Origin of the sequence: Flavobacterium cerinum, assembly GCF_004028155.1 — a bacterium.
Lineage (GTDB): Bacteria > Bacteroidota > Bacteroidia > Flavobacteriales > Flavobacteriaceae > Flavobacterium > Flavobacterium cerinum.
The window spans coordinates 1-15843 of sequence record NZ_SBII01000006.1 but is presented as its reverse complement, the minus strand read 5'-3'; the positions used below and the strand labels follow the sequence as shown (position 1 = coordinate 15843).

General features: G+C 35.7%; 12 protein-coding genes. 4 read left to right on the top strand and 8 right to left on the bottom strand.

All coding sequences use genetic code 11. The annotated features are described in order from the left end of the window. Positions 1–6: 6 nt before the first annotated feature. The gene (locus tag EPI11_RS10060; RefSeq protein ID WP_128389844.1) at positions 7–1161 is read left to right on the top strand and encodes an aminotransferase class I/II-fold pyridoxal phosphate-dependent enzyme; all 1155 of its coding nucleotides are present in this window, start codon (positions 7–9) and stop codon (positions 1159–1161) included. Here the strand turns inward: EPI11_RS10060 and EPI11_RS10055 are convergent. Further along, a complete protein-coding gene (locus EPI11_RS10055) occupies positions 1145–2251 on the bottom strand; it encodes an AI-2E family transporter (protein WP_128389843.1) in 1107 nt (368 codons plus the stop codon). The genes EPI11_RS10060 and EPI11_RS10055 overlap by 17 nt on opposite strands. Before the next feature lie 179 nt (positions 2252–2430). On the opposite strand from EPI11_RS10055, the gene bioD reads away from it, so the two are divergent. The 3 genes from bioD to EPI11_RS10040 all read left to right on the top strand — a co-directional run bounded on the left by bioD (position 2431) and on the right by EPI11_RS10040 (position 5551). Then, positions 2431–3048 (top strand): dethiobiotin synthase, encoded by a 618-nt coding sequence (gene bioD, locus EPI11_RS10050; RefSeq protein ID WP_128389842.1) that lies wholly within the window; start codon positions 2431–2433, stop codon positions 3046–3048. After that, a complete protein-coding gene (gene bioA, locus EPI11_RS10045; RefSeq protein WP_128389841.1) occupies positions 3045–4316 on the top strand; it encodes an adenosylmethionine--8-amino-7-oxononanoate transaminase in 1272 nt (423 codons plus the stop codon). Before bioD ends, bioA begins: the two co-directional genes overlap by 4 nt. 77 nt (positions 4317–4393) lie before the next feature. Then, on the top strand, positions 4394–5551 hold the full coding sequence (locus tag EPI11_RS10040) for a beta-ketoacyl synthase N-terminal-like domain-containing protein (protein ID WP_128389840.1): 1158 nt from the start codon (positions 4394–4396) through the stop codon (positions 5549–5551). Between the two features lie 494 nt (positions 5552–6045). On the opposite strand, the gene EPI11_RS10035 is transcribed toward EPI11_RS10040, so the two are convergent. From EPI11_RS10035 to EPI11_RS10005, 7 genes are all read right to left on the bottom strand, one after another. Beyond that, positions 6046–7755, bottom strand: a complete 1710-nt coding sequence (locus tag EPI11_RS10035) for a hypothetical protein (RefSeq protein WP_128389839.1) — start codon at positions 7753–7755, stop codon at positions 6046–6048. A 585-nt stretch (positions 7756–8340) separates the two neighbouring features. Then, the gene (locus tag EPI11_RS10030; protein ID WP_128389838.1) at positions 8341–10185 is read right to left on the bottom strand and encodes a tetratricopeptide repeat protein; all 1845 of its coding nucleotides are present in this window, start codon (positions 10183–10185) and stop codon (positions 8341–8343) included. 3 nt (positions 10186–10188) lie between these two features. Continuing rightward, complete coding sequence (locus EPI11_RS10025; RefSeq protein WP_128389837.1) at positions 10189–12036, bottom strand: tetratricopeptide repeat protein; 1848 nt, start codon at positions 12034–12036, stop codon at positions 10189–10191. A 97-nt stretch (positions 12037–12133) separates the two neighbouring features. After that, the gene (locus tag EPI11_RS10020; protein WP_241657611.1) at positions 12134–12637 is read right to left on the bottom strand and encodes a regulatory protein RecX; all 504 of its coding nucleotides are present in this window, start codon (positions 12635–12637) and stop codon (positions 12134–12136) included. Between the two features lie 17 nt (positions 12638–12654). Then, positions 12655–13527, bottom strand: coding sequence for a cupin-like domain-containing protein (locus EPI11_RS10015; RefSeq protein WP_206619113.1), 873 nt, complete (start codon positions 13525–13527; stop codon positions 12655–12657). A 168-nt stretch (positions 13528–13695) separates the two neighbouring features. Next, a complete protein-coding gene (locus EPI11_RS10010; RefSeq protein ID WP_128389835.1) occupies positions 13696–15567 on the bottom strand; it encodes an OmpA family protein in 1872 nt (623 codons plus the stop codon). Positions 15568–15584: 17 nt separating this feature from the next. Then, positions 15585–15843, bottom strand: a 259-nt coding sequence (locus tag EPI11_RS10005; protein WP_128389834.1) for a type IX secretion system membrane protein PorP/SprF, incomplete at its 5' end; no start/stop codon positions are given.

Below are 15843 nucleotides of genomic sequence, written 5' to 3'. Positions count from 1 at the left end.
TGAGTCATGAAAAGTTTCCCAAAGTCTTTATCAGATAAACTGGCGCAGCGCGAGTCTGCTAACGCATTGCGTAAGTTGCCTGTTAACGGAAAGCGTATTGACTTCTCTTCTAATGATTATTTGGGATTTTCTAAATCGGAAATTATTTTTCAGGATTCGCATAAGTATCTGGCGAATGCCGGTATAATCAATAATGGTGCTACCGGATCAAGACTAATATCGGGTAATCATGATCAATATAAGATCACAGAAGACTTTATAAGTCAGTTTCATAAAGCAGATAGTACACTTGTTTTTAATTCGGGTTATGATGCTAATGTGGGTTTGTTTTCATCGGTTCCGCAAAAAGGAGATATAATTTTATACGATGAGTACATTCATGCCTCCATACGTGACGGTATAAGGCTGTCTAACGCGAAGGCGTATAAGTTTAGCCACAATGACGTTGATGATCTTGAAAGGCTGCTTAAAAGAGCTTACAATACGATTGGGGAGAATGAGGTCTATATAGTTACAGAATCGGTATTTTCTATGGATGGCGACAGCCCTGACCTTCAAAAACTGGTAGATCTTACGGATGAATATAAAGCACTACTGATAATAGATGAAGCCCATGCTCTTGGCGTTGCAGGAGAAAAAGGTGAAGGATTATTGCAAAGCAAAAATCTCCATGACAAAGTGTTTGCCCGAATCATGACTTTTGGCAAAGGGCTCGGCTGTCATGGTGCTGCTGTTCTAGGTTCACAGCAGCTTACAGCCTACTTGGTTAATTTTGCCCGCAGCTTTATTTATACTACAGGACTGCCACCACATTCTTTGGCTACAATTTTAACGGCTTATAAGTATCTGGAAAATCATTCGTATGAAAGGAAAGCACTGCACAAAATTATCCTATTCTTTACATCAGAAATGAAAAGGCTGGAGCTAACTAAATTTTTCATAATCAGTCAGTCAGCCATACATTGTGCGGTGGTTCCGGGTAACGAAAAAGTAAAAAATATATCGTCAGTTCTTCAGCAGCATAATTTTGATGTAAAAGCAATATTGTCTCCTACAGTTCCGCAGGGGCAGGAACGCTTGCGTTTTTGTTTGCATGCTTATAATACGCCACAGCAAATTACTACTGTATTAGAATTACTCAGGGTTACGATTCGGTCTTAGCTATTTTCTTTCCGACACCCCTTTTTTTAAACCAGTTATTGTCTTCTTCCCCAAAAAGGTAGGCATAAGGCTCGGTATCCGGACTTAGTTCAAAGAGTTTTTTGAGGATCGCAATAGTTGGGATAATAATGATCATTCCTACCACACCCCATATCGCTCCTCCAATTAGTAATCCCAGAAAAGTAACCAATGCATTTAGGTTTACATTGCTTCCTGTAATTTTTGGAGTTAAAAAGGCACCTTCCAGTAATTGGATAAATGTAAAAGATACAGCAACCGCAATAGGGTAAAAAGCACTGTCTTTAGTTAGTAATGCAAACGTGAAGGGCAGCACAACACCTAATGAGGGGCCTAAATAGGGCACTATATTAAGCATTCCGGCCAATACTCCAAAAAAAATAGCGTGTTTTATACCTAAAGCGAGTAGAACGCCGGTGTTTACTACGGCAAGTATAACCATTACTTTACCGGCGCCTACAATATAGGCATGAACAATTTTTCTAATCGAAGTCACTTTTTCCAGCAGTGAATTGTTTTCGTGCTTCTTGAATACTTTGGTTATAAATACAACAAGGTGGTCACGATATATTAGCAGGAAAAAGATAAAAACTGGCAGTAGGATAATGTTTGATAACGTGTTAAGAGTAGAGAACACAATTTGTGTTGGACTTCCATTTTCCGGTTGAACGATTTCTACAGCTTTTTTCATTTCAAAGCCGTTTTTCATACCAAGATCAAAACCAAAATTCTCATAGAACCAGTTGTTGATCATTATAACAAATGCGTTTAATTTTTGCGAAAGGTCGCCTCCCAGGTCGTCGGCAAAACCTTTTACCTGCGAAAATATAAAGTAGCAAATACCTCCAATTAAAGCTGTAAAAAACAAAAGACAGATAAATGCACTTAATGAACGTGGTATTTTATAACGTTCTAACCTATTACAGGTGGAGGTAAGCAGCATGGCGATATACCCCGATATGAGTAAGGGAACTAATAATGCTTTAGCGATTATCATGAAGAATACAATGATAATAATAAGTAGGGCTATGAAAACGGTTTTGATGTAATTGGGCACGGTTGATGTCTCCATATCAGTAAAAACGGGTTAAATTTATAAAGCTTCTCTTTCAAAATTAAGAATTTTAAAACCCCTCATTCGTAATATTGTATTAAAATTATGTTTAACTGCTCAAAGTGAAAATTGCCTTTACATATTCGCTTGAGCATGCCATTTCGTTTAGTAAGTTTGCATAACGAAACAAAATAACAATGAAACTATTCATTACAGGTATAGGTACCGATGTTGGTAAGACGATTGCTTCAGCAATTATTACCGAAGCTCTCGAAGCCGATTATTGGAAACCTATACAGGCAGGCGATGTAGAAACATCAGACAGCCATAAGATAAAACAGTACATATCTAATACTAAAACACAATTATTCCCTAACAGCTACCTGCTTAATACACCTGCGAGTCCGCACTTGGCAGCAGAGTTGGATGGCGTTGTTCTTGAACTTAAAAAGATACAGGAGCCTATAACTCAAAATCATTTGGTGATAGAAGGAGCCGGCGGGCTTTTTGTTCCGCTTAATGATACTGATACTATTGCCGATTTGATAAAGCCCGACTATAAAGTTATTGTCGTTTCAAGGCATTACCTTGGGAGTATCAATCATACACTGCTTACTATTGAAGCCTTGAAACATAGAAATATTGATATAGCTGGTATTGTGTTTAATGGTAACGAACTACCATCTACAGAAGAGATTATTCTTAAAAAAACGGGATTAACAATGATAGGCCGCATTGAAGATGAACCTTATTTTGATCAAAACGTGATCTCTTATTATGCCGATATATTTCGGGAAAATCTATTGAAGTTATGAATTTACAGGAAAGAGACGGTCAATACCTTTGGCATCCGTACACACAACATAAAACGGCAGCCCTGCCCATTGCTATAAAACGAGGAGAGGGTGCATTGCTATGGGATGAAGAAGGGAAACAATATATCGATGCGATAGCATCGTGGTGGGTAAACCCTTATGGGCACAGTAATAAATATATTGCCGATGCTATTTATGCACAGCTTACTTCACTGGAGCACGTGCTCTTTGGCGGTTTTACGCATGAGCCTGCTATTGTATTGGCCGAAAGGCTGATGGAACTGCTTCCGGATAACCAGAAGAAGTTATTCTTTTCAGACAATGGGTCTACAGCTGTGGAGATCGCAATGAAAGTGGCATTGCAGTATTATTATAACAAAGGCGAAAAGCGTACTAAAATCATCGCTTTCGAAAATGCTTTTCACGGGGATACATTTGCCGCTATGGCAGCAAGCGGTATTTCTTTTTTTACCGAAGCCTTTAAAGGATCGCTCATTGAAGTGGTTAGAATACCGGTTCCTTTAAAAGGAAAAGAAGAAGAAAGCTTTGAGATTTTAAAAGAGTTGGCAGCGACTAACGAATATGCGGCGTTTATTTTTGAGCCTTTAGTTCAGGGAGCAGCGGGAATGGTTATGTATGAGCCGGCAGCATTAGACAAACTGATTACAATTTGTAAAGCAAATGCTATTTTCACGATTGCAGATGAAGTAATGACGGGATTTGGTAAAACAGGAAAAAACTTTGCCTGCGATTATCTAACAACCCAGCCTGATATGATGTGCTTGTCGAAAGCGCTGACAGGAGGAACGATACCTATGGCGATAACTACTTTTACACAAGAGTTGTTTGATGGTTTTTATGATGATGATGTAAACAAAGCATTGTTTCACGGACATACCTTTACGGCTAATCCAACAGGGTGTGCTGCTGCGCTTGCCAGTATGGATTTATTGCTGCAGCCGGAAATGCAGGAAAACATTAAGCGCATAAACACGCAGCACCTTGCCTTTAAGGCGAAAATGGAAATTCATCCAAGAGTTAAAACAGCAAGGGTGCAGGGGGTAATATTTGCACTTGAAATTAATAGGGATAGTGAAGAATATTATGGCAACTTCAGGAATAAATTATACAACTTCTTTATCGAAAACGGAGTTATAATGAGACCTGTAGGTAATATTATTTACATACTTCCTCCGTATATAATACAGGACGAATTGCTAGAGAAAATTTATGAAATCATAGAGCAGGCTATCGAAAAAGTGCTGTGATAGTAAGTTTAAAATTTTAAAGGGGCTAATGCCCCTTTTTTTGTGTTTTGCAGTACTTTTGCATAAATTTATTTACAGTGTCAACACCGGTTTCCATAGTTTCCATTTCTTCGTTTTCTCCATTGGGTACTACGCCTCAGGAGGTTTGGGAGAATTATTTAAAAGAGACAACGCTTATTCAGGATTTTCAGGCAGGCGCTAAAATTGTTCCGGCTGCTGCACTTACTGAGCAACAGAAACATGAAGTTGAAGCTTTAAAAAAATCTGACTCAAAATACAGTAGTCTTGACAATTCGGTGCTGTATTCTTTGCTCGCTTCGAGAGAGGCGCTAAAGGAAGCCGGATGGGGTGGGGATGATGTTTTTGGGATTAATATTGGCTCTTCCCGTGGTGCTACCGATCTTTTTGAGAAGCACCATAGTGAATTTTTAGAAACCGGAAAAACAGCAGTACAGGCATCACCGGTTACTACACTTGGAAATATTTCGAGCTGGGTTGCCCAGGATCTTAAAAGTACCGGTCCTGAAATATCACATTCAATCACCTGTTCTACTGCATTACATGCGCTTTTAAATGGCGTAGCATGGCTTCGTGCTGGCATGGCAGATAAATTCCTTGTAGGAGGTAGTGAGGCGCCATTAACACCTTTTACGATTGCGCAAATGCAGGCAATGAAAATTTATAGTACACTTACTGCTGAATATCCATGCAGGGCATTAGATCTGGATAAAAAAGCAAATACAATGGTGCTGGGTGAAGGAGCAGCTTCGGCATGCCTTGAGCTTGGTAAAGTGCCAAATGCCTTGGCTTATATTGATGGGGTAGGATATGCTACAGAAACACTGAAACATAGTGTCTCTATTTCTGACGACGCAGAATGCATGCAAAAATCAATGATAATGGCACTTAGAGATACACCTATTGAAGAGGTAGATGCTATTGTTATGCATGCGCCAGGCACAATTAAAGGTGATCTTTCTGAATATAAAGCTATACAAAAAATATTTAGTGATAAACTTCCTTTATTGACTACTAATAAATGGAAGATAGGGCATACGTTTGGTTCATCAGGATTATTGAGCCTTGAATTTGCCGTTTTGATGCTGCAGCACAATCATTTTGTAGGGGTTCCATTTGTAGCGTCTGATAAAGTATTGGACAGACCCTTGAAAAAGATATTAGTAAATGCTGTAGGTTTTGGCGGAAATGCAGTAAGTATATTACTTTCTAAATAAACGGAAGGGTATAAAAAATAGAATCCCGGCTACTAACCCGGGATTCCGCATCCAACTAAAAAATTACTAAAACATTATGAGTAGAACTCATAATTACTCTTCAAATTAAGTATATATTCTTATTTAATTTATAAATAAATTAATAAATAAATCCCCTTTATTATCCTTATGCAAATATATTGATATATAAGTATTTGTAATAGAGGTATTTGCTTTTTATGTATTTTTCAATACTACTGTTATATATTTACTATATAGATATTTATATGAAACAAATAGATGATAATATTCATTTTTAAGAATATTATACAATGATATTGTAATCTTATGTTTAAAATTCTGCCATATACAACAATGCATTAGTAAGGATTTTATGACTTATGAAGCTGATTTGGAAATTACAAAAAACCCCGATAATATTACTTATCGGAGCCTTTAGTAATTAAAAACTACTCAACATTTATAATGACCTTACTCATTATAGTTTTTTTAAATCATTGGATTACGATATTCTTAGTAACAATCTGTTTATTACTTAATATTGTTTTAGCGATAACAATTTGTTTTGTAATATTTAGATATGAACTTGAAAATTCAAAAGCATTAATATTATTCTGAGAATAGATAAGCCTGCCGGATATATCATATAAGGCTATAGACATTATCTCTTGTGTAGAATGAACTTTAACCTGATTATTATTAGTATAAATTATAGTTTCCTGTAATGGTGCTGCCGGTAAATTAGTACCTAAAGTTTCAGTATAAACGATTTCAAAACGGTTTTCAAAAGTACCTGCATTTGTAGTGAATGTGTAATTCCCTTCATTTAGGTTATGTATAGTATTGTCTGTTTTGTCTTTAAGGTATATATGTTGTCCACTTAAGAATAAACCATCCATGTGGTCCAGGGCAATTTGATATGTGCCAGCTGTTTGTGTCTTAAATCCTAATGGAACAACATCTGTATCATTAAATTCAGGACGGGCCTGTATGGCAAACCTTTTTGTATTGGTTACAGTGTATAATGTAACACCACCATCCATTACTGCCAGTCCATCAAATCCGTTATCATATTGTAATGAGCCTTGTGGAGTATAGCCTATTAGGGTTTGTGAAAATACACCAGTGCCAGTAACATTTATCCATAACCGGCTTGTTAGATTCTCTTCGGGTTGTTCGTCATTTTTTGGGCGAAAAAAAACAGCTTCATTTACCGGTAGGCGCATAGCGTTATTAAAAACCAACTCCTGGGTGTTTTTAGATCTAACCATAAAACCCTGACCGGTATTTATTATTCCATCCGGATGTGCGTAATAAGGATCGTTGGGGTTGTTTATATTAACGATATCATTAGACTGATAACCTAGTTTTGTAACTGTAACATAACTTGATTTTGCAGCGTCTTGTGTTTTTCTCCACAACCAAACAGTCCCGTCAATTACATCACTGTTTGCTTCGATAAATGCTTTAATGCTTATAGGAGACGGGTAAGGGTTTCCTACGGCATTATAATTTAAATCCTGATTAGCATAGACTAAATGAATATTGATATCTCCCGTATTAGGTGTGCCTTCAAATTGCGCCTCCCATGCAGTTGGAACAATTGGGTGGGTTTCGGGAGTGCGAATTAAGTATCCTTTTGCTTTTGTAAATACAGTAGCTTGAGGGTTAACCAGATTATTGTAAATATTATTATTAGTGCTAAATGTATAGAAATGGTTTTGCAGCGTTTCCGGAGAAAAATCAACAAGGGTTTGCTCACCACTTACAGGAGAAGACCATAAGGTATAATCATCCTTAACAATTTTAGAGGATTTCCTTTTTATAATAATATTTCCTGTATTTTCTGTCTCTTCAATTTGAATAAGATTACTGCTGCTCTCAAAAACAAGTTGTGCATTTTCGGCAACATTAACACTATGTGTCACTATTGCGTTAGAACCTTGATTGAAATTTATATGAGCACCATCCAGAACAAAAATGGAACATGCATTAAACGTGCCTGTAATACAGGTATAATTAGCATTGAAAATTACATCCTTATTTGCATCCGGTTCACCATTACTCCATGCACTGCCATTCCAGGTTGTGGAAGCATTGCAGTATATTCCGGTATTGGTATCTGGAGGAGGAAAGTTGTCAAATTCTTGGGAAGTGCCAAAAAACGGCAAAAACATAAATACGAATAATAAAAATTTAGTCATTATGCATCCATATAAAAAGTAGCTGGGGGTACAACTATTTATTGGGTTCAGAAAGAAAACACGGTAAATGCTTTAAGCTTTTCGAGTAGTAAGTAAAGACTATAAAATAGACGATAATCTCGTGGGGGCTAAATCATCTTTAAAATCACTCAGAGAAAGATATCTCTGCTAAGGGGGCGTATAATATAAAACTGGGGGCAGGTTCTATATTAAAAATTAAAACCGTTAGGGCTATGGGGGCGGTAACCCTAACGATTTAATCTATTTAAAGAGAGTATTCTAATCATTAATTTATTGTTTAGTATTTTTTGTTGGCGGTGTATACAACCCAAAATCGATTACTATTTTATAACCATAATTAGGCCGTTTGTACATTACAAAGTAAAGCTAAAAAAAGCAAAGTGTTAACAAAACATTAATAGACAAAGTATAGACAGAGTAAATTTTATAAATTTATTAAATGCTGTAAATCAATTGTTTATGGATTATGTGTATATTTTATAGACGAAAAACATAGACAAGACCCCTTTGGGGTTAAGTTTATTGAAATTAAAAGAATAGTAGAGCAAAATAAATTTACAGTAATTAAATTGCCATGATTACTCTTTCAAACTCATTGTCATCATTAATTTCCATCTTCTTTTTTATACGGTATTTTTTGGTAATAGCACTTTCATGAGAAATTTGCAGAAGCGAAGCAATTTCCTTGTTTGATAGATTCAATTTAAGTAATGCACAAAATTCAACATCGTTTTTTGTGAGTTTTGAAAAACGATTGGTAAGAGTAGAATTGAATTCGGGATGAAGGTTATTAAACCGGGTTTCAAATTGTTTCCAATAATCCTTTTGTTTTATTAAATGCTGAAGTTCTTTTTTTACATCATTAACGTTAGTGAATGTTGTATCACATTTTTCAATAATTTCATTAATACTGTCTTGGTAATTAGCCATTCTTAAGGCTGTCGAAGTTAGTTCACGTTGTTTCTCTTCGATTATATCACGTTGGGTGTTTGTTAGTTCCTGTTCATGCTTGCGCTGTTTTTGAATAAGGTTTTTTTCAACCTCGATACTTCTTAATGCTTCTTTTTGCAGGCGGGTTTTGAGCCAATAGCTGCGGAGGAATAACAATATGATAATTATAATGATAAAACTGCTAAGAATATATAGCAATGTAAGTCTGCTTTTAGCATCCATTGCTTTATGCAGTGTGTTATTTTTTGCTTTTAGAAGAGTACTTTTTTCCTGTTGTAAGTTTTTTTGAAATTCTGCTTGTAAGTGATTAGTAGACAAGTCGCTATCTATTGCGGCTAACGAGTCCTTTAATTTAACTGCATTACTAAGGCCTAATAATGCTTTCTCTTCGTTATTTGTGTTTTTATAGGTTTCTGCTGCCGCAAGGTCAAATCTTAATTTATCCTGAGGATTTGTATTTTTAAAGATGGGAATTTTTTTTGTGTTCTCAATAACAGTTAATGCCTCTTTATATTTTTTAGACATATTGAGCTTTTCGGTATACTCTGCTGCAACTAGTACTACACTAATAGCGTTTGCTTTTGTAAGTGCTTTAAGTGCTGCATTGTAGTTGTTAAAGGACGCACTGAATTTATTTTCAAAATAAGCAATATTGGCAATTTTAGAATAAGCTACTCCAATATGTTCCTGATCGTTAAATTTCCTTAAGATTTCAATAGCTTCTTTTAGTGCTTTTTTTGCGCCATCTGAATCGCTCATGTGCAGTATACATTCGGCATAATTTATCAGGGTAAAAGCATAATTACGGCTGTCATTTGAGGCTTTAAACCCTGCAAGGCATTCTAAATACATATCTTTTGCAAAATCAAAGTTTCGCATTTTCATGTAAGTATTTGCCAGTTTTTGGTTTAGCGTGGATAGTGTACCTTTCTCGCCTTCTTTTTTTACAATGGCAATACCCTTTAAGAGACAGCTAACAGCTTTGTCATACTCAAGCATAAACTGATAGTTTGAGGACATATTGCCATAAATAAGCGCTTCGTTTAATTTATTGTTGTCTTTTTTAGCAATTTCTAAAGCTTCTTCCAGGTATACAAAGGACTTATCATATTCGCCCATATTACGATAAGTGACCGATATATTCATTAAGGCTCTTGATCGTATTGCCGGATAATCTTTAAGGGTCGCAATTGCTTTTTTATAGTAATATAAACTGGAATCCCGCTTTCCTATATTTCCATAGTAAATAGCGTAAATATTATAAACATTTCCTCTTAATGAGTCAGGCAGGTTTTTTTGAGAAAGGGCATAATCGATAAGCACTTTAGTACTGTCAGGGGAGGAATATATGTATTTTTTAATTTTTGCCTCGGTAGCTTTATAACTAAAGGGAGCTTCCTGCCCTCTTGATAAAAAGGAAGTTAATGAAAGAAATAAGATTAAAAAATAGTGTTTCATAATTTATATTTCCAGAATCAGTTTTTCAAATTCGGCATCGTCATTAATCTCCATTTTCTTTTTTATCCTGTATTTTTTAGTAATAGCACTTTCGTGAGAAATTTGTAAAAGCGAAGCAATCTCTTTGTTCGATAAATTAAGTTTAAGCAATGAACAAAATTCGACGTCGTTTTTAGTAAGCTTCGAAAATCTATTAGTAAGCGTAGTGCCAAACTCCGGATGCAAATTGTTAAAGCGTGTTTCAAACTGTTTCCAGTAATCTTTTTGCTTCATTAAATACATTAATTCTTTTTTTACATCGGTTACCTTTATAAAATCATTAGACTCACATTTTCCAATAATATCATTAATACTATCCTGATAGTTAGCCATTCTTAATGCCGTAGAGGTTAGCTCCCGCTGTTTTTCTTCTATAATGTTTTTTTGTGTATTTGTAAGTTCCTGTTCGTGTTCGTGCTGTTTTTGTATAAGATTCTTCTCTGCTTCGATAGATTTTAATTCTTCTTTCTGCAATCGGTTTTTTAACCAATAGCCACGCAAAAACAAGAGAATTAATATGATAATAGATATGCTAATAAGGATATATAGTAACATTAGCATTTTCTCTGTTTCCATATCTTTTTGCAGCGATTTGTTATTTGCCTCTAGTGCCATGTTTTTTTCGCGCTGCAGTTCTGTTTGAAATTTTGCCTGAATTTCTTCTAAAGCCGCACTTTTTTCAGCGCTGGCAATAGAATCCATTATAGTAATAGTATTTTGGTATGCTTTAATGGCTTCTTTATCATTATTTGTAGCCTTATATGTGTCGGCAATAGCATTTTGATAAGTTAACTGGTCTACTTTAGTGGCATCCCTAAATTTCTTTGAAGATTCAATTCCTGCTATAATACTTAATGCCTTTTGATGTTGTTTTTGTTTGTTGAGTAAATCGATATAAGAACCCGCTGTGCCAATAATTCTTGAAGAGCCGGATTCCTTGAGATTATCAACTGCTTTTTGATAACTAATAACTGCTTTACCTGTTTGTCCCAGTTTTGTTTCCAGTTCGGCCTGCTTTGAGGCACAAACGCCTATAAGTTCTTTATCTCCAAAACCATTTAGTCCTGTAGCAGCTTCCTGTAGTGCTGTTTTTGCGCCAGAAAAGTCTTTAACCTGAATAAGAGCATCACCAAGAGTAATTAGCGTGAGATAATAATTTTTTGTCATGCCATTAGCCTTAAATCCTATGAGGCATTCGCGGTATAGGTCTATAGCAAATTTGTAATTTTGGGTACCCAGGTAAGTGTTTGCCAGTTTTTGTTTTATGGCAACAAGCTGTGTGGTGTTTTTTTCTGCTTTAAGCAAGGTAATAGCTCTTAGTAAATAATCTACAGATTTGTCATAATCCATCATGTAGTTGTAATTAGATGCTATCTCCCCATAAGCCATTGCAAGGCCTACATTGTTTTTGTTTTTTTTATGAAGAATTATTGCTTTATCTAAGTATTTTATAGAAGTTGTATGATCTCCTTTATTACGATACCCTATAGCCAGATTCATAAGGCTTCTCACTCTGTTTTTAGGGTAGCGGCCAAGATAAGTTAGTGATTTTTTTAAATAATAAATGGTAGAATCCGGTTTGCCTATCATACCATAGTACATGCCGTACAGGTTGTAGGTGTTACCATAAATTGTATCGTGGACATTTCCTTTTTGAGAGAGTGTTCTTTTAATTATTGTTAAAGCACTGTCCGGGTGAGAGTAAATAAGCTTTTTGGTTTTTAATTCAGCAGCTTTAAAGTCATACTCTTTTGTTTGTCCAAATGATAATGCAGCGATAAATACAAGCGCAAAGGGTAGTTTTTTTACCATAGCATTAAGACATTAAATTTTGTAAACGTATTCTGGGGTTGGCACTGCCAAATTAACAAAATTTTAGGGACGATAATTCGGTTGAAAGTAAAAAAAATTAACAAAAAGAGAATATTTTTTCCTGTACTAAATTACTTTCATATCCTTTTCTTAGCAGATAATCCATCACTTTTTTCTTCTTTTTCAGGATGTTACTTTCTTTAACAATATCCCATTGTTTATCGGCGATAAGATGAAAAGTTTCCAAATATTCTTCAGCCGGGATCTCTTTAAGGGCACGGTCAATATTATATTTAGAAATATTCCTTGCCTTAAGTTCGTTTGTAATTCTTCTTTTCCCCCAATGCTTTATTCTGAACTTTCCTCTGGTAAAACTACAGGCAAAGCGTTCTTCGTTGAGAAAATTATTATCAATCAGATGTACCACAATTGCATCTATAGCCTGAGGAATCATGTTCAGCGTTTTTAGTTTTTGTATAACCTCGTCATGGCAGCGTTCCTGGTAAGCACAGTAATGCTCCATTTTTCTTTGTGCTTCGTCTACCGTATACGATTTATACATTGTCTGATAATTCTGGGATAAAGGTAAAAAGAATCCCATAACCAAGGGGGTTTTATTTATACCGGCAGATTTAAGTTTTTGTGAGTATTTATTATAGCTTGTTTGTTTTTATAATCAATCCATGACTGGCCTTTATACTTTCGCATTAAGTTGTCGAAATTCCTCATAATAAAGATATTGTAAACGGCCTTGGATATATTAATCAGTCTTGTTGGAAAAGCTCTGAGGCTCATAGAAAATCCGGGTGTTACATACTTCATGTAATGCCAATAACCTTCGGGCATATATAGCATTTCGCCATGATTAAGTTCTGTAACTAAGCCCTCAGTATATTGTAATGCAGGCCATTTATCAAAGTCAGGATTGTCAAAATCGATATCTTCTCTAGATATAAGCGCATGGGGTACTTTATAGAGGTAAGGTGTCTGATCGGGTTCAAAAAGAATACAGCGTTTTTTTCCGTTAAAATGAAAATGAAGTATGTTAGAATAATCAATGTCATAGTGGATAAAAACCTTTGAATTCTCTCCCCCAAAAAACAGCATAGGTAATTGTTTAACAAGTTTTAAACCAATATCCGGCCATTTAAAATCTTTATGTAAAGAAGGAACCTCTTTCATGAGGTTGTAAAGAAATATTCTGTAGTTAGTAGGCTTTGATTGCAGAAGGTCAATGTAGTCTGCCATTTTCATTTTGGCATGTGCCTCATTAAAGCCATCCTTGTGAGATACAGGCCGATCATCATACAGTGGTACAGTTTTGTCTCCGGCTATTTCTTTAATGTAATTAAGATTCCATTTTTCAAAAGCAGGCCAGTCTTGTGTGAGCTGCTCTATGACTAGTGGTTTTTGCCTTTTTACATACTTGTTATAAAAATCCTTTTTCGAAATGGTCTTTACACGTTCAATTTCTGTCAAATGTAATGGCATCAGATAAATTGTTTTGGTATAACAAAATTAAGAAAGTGTTATTTAAATGTAAAATAAGGTTTTCTTAAAATTTCAGTCCCAACGTCATTTATTTTTTGAAAATCAATGTGTTGCAAAACAAGAAGCAGCCCCTAAAGGCTGCTTCAAAAAAAATAATAGTTGTGATTATTACTTTTTAACAATAAGAAATTCGCTTCTCCTGTTTTGAGAATGCTGTTCATCAGTACAGTTTTCACCACAGTTAACTTTAGGCTCACTTTCGCCATACCCCTTCCCGGATATTCGTTTGCCATCAATTCCTCTTGAGATTACATACTGTACTGTTGCTTTTGCCCTGCTGTCTGAAAGTGCAAGGTTATATTCTGCACTACCTCTGCTATCGGTGTGTGATTTTACCATTATAACCATGTTTGGGTTTTGCTGTAGTACCTGAACCAGTTTGTCAAGTTCGTTAGCGCCCTCTTTAGTTATATTACTTTTGTTGTATTCAAAATAAATCTCATTAAGTTTTATTTCATTGCCTACAATAAGTACATCTATAGGAGTCAGTTCTACAGAAACGTTTTTAACACGCTCCCTTGTTTTAGCTATTGGAGCTGTATTTTGTAAATAGCCATCTTTAGCTACCTGTATTACATACGCTCTGTCGCAATCTACACTATAAGTTGCTTTACCATCTGCATCTGCAATAGTTGTTTGGATTACGTTATTTCTTTCATCAAGGATAGAAATTTTAGCATTAGCCAGGAATTTACCTGTTTTAGCATCTTTTGCCTGTACAATCGCCTCTACGCCACAAATAGGGGTAGCAAGGTAAAGGTTGTCTATGCCGGCTTTGTTACTTGAAAAGAAACCAATATTTTTAGTATTGTTAAAGCTAAAACCAAAATCGTCTTTAGGGGAATTTACGGGCAAACCTAAGTTCATCGCTTCGCCGCCTTTTGCAAGGTCAATCATAAAGATGTCCATTCCTCCAAAACCTTTTCTTCCTTCAGAAGCAAAAAACAGCTTGTTGTCGTCTGTTATATAAGGAAAATTTTCCCTTCCTTCAGTATTTACTTTAGAACCAAGATTTTCAGGTTTGCTATATGTATTGTTGCCAGTAACCTCTACTTTCCAAATATCGGTGCTGCCTCCCATAGAGCCTTCCCTGTTTGATGCAAAATAAAGTGTTTTGCCATCTTTGCTTATAGCCGGGTTACCCGTAGACCAACGTTTGTCGTTAAATGGCACAGGATGTATGTCACCCCATTTGCCGTTAGATTTTGTTGCTTTAAAAAGATAAACAAGCCCTGTTCTCTGTCCGGGAGTATCTTTTTCAAATTTACCTTCTTTAAAACTTTCACTTGCAAAATACATGGTGTTACCATCTGCTGTTACTGTTACAGGGCCATCATGCCATTTTGTATTCAGTTCAGATAACGGTGTTGGCTCACTAAAACTACCATCGGAGTTATAAGTGGCTGTGTAAATATCAAGATACGGTTCTTCATTCCTACCGTATGTTCTTCTTGCCGTATTACGTGTACTGGCAAAATAGAAAGTATTATCATTGGTTACAAAACCGCTAAAATCAGCATATTTTTTATCGTTGATGTCCAGCAATTTTTCATCATACAGCTTTGTCTGCATTTTTAATTTTGGCAGATAGTCAGGATCCTGATTAAATAAAACTGCTCTTTGGTCTTTAGGTGCTAATGATGCAAACTTCTGCATCTGTTTATTTGCGTCTTCATACCTGCCTTCTGCCTTTAGCATTTGAGCATAACGGTAATAGGTCTCGGCATCCTGCGGTTTAGCCTCTATAAGCTTTGCATACCATTGTATGGCTTGCTTAGAATCAAACAGGTTATAGTAACTTTCAGCCAGTTGTTTATAAACATAAACATCTTTGCCTTTGTTTGCCAGTTTTAAATACTCTTTTGCGGCATCTACATATTCAAATTTAGCAAATAGTTTATCGGCAGTTTCGGTGTCTTTATTTTGCCCCGCCATAGCCATGGTTGCAAGCAAACTAAGAGAGAGATATAATTTTTTCATCTGTAATTGGCTTTATGTTAAAAATAACGTGGTGAACGGGATACTTTTTTCGGGAAGTTCAGATCGAATAATAACATGATCTCATGCGATGCAGGAGTTGTTACATTAAGATCTGAGATGATATGATCGTAAGCATATCCAATTCGTAGGCCTGGTGTAATTGCATAGTTTACCATAGCACCAAAGCTGTCATCCAGTCTGTAAGTTGCTCCAATCTCGAAGCGTTCAAAGAACAAGAAGTTTAATGACCCATCGATAGATGGCGACACATCAAAA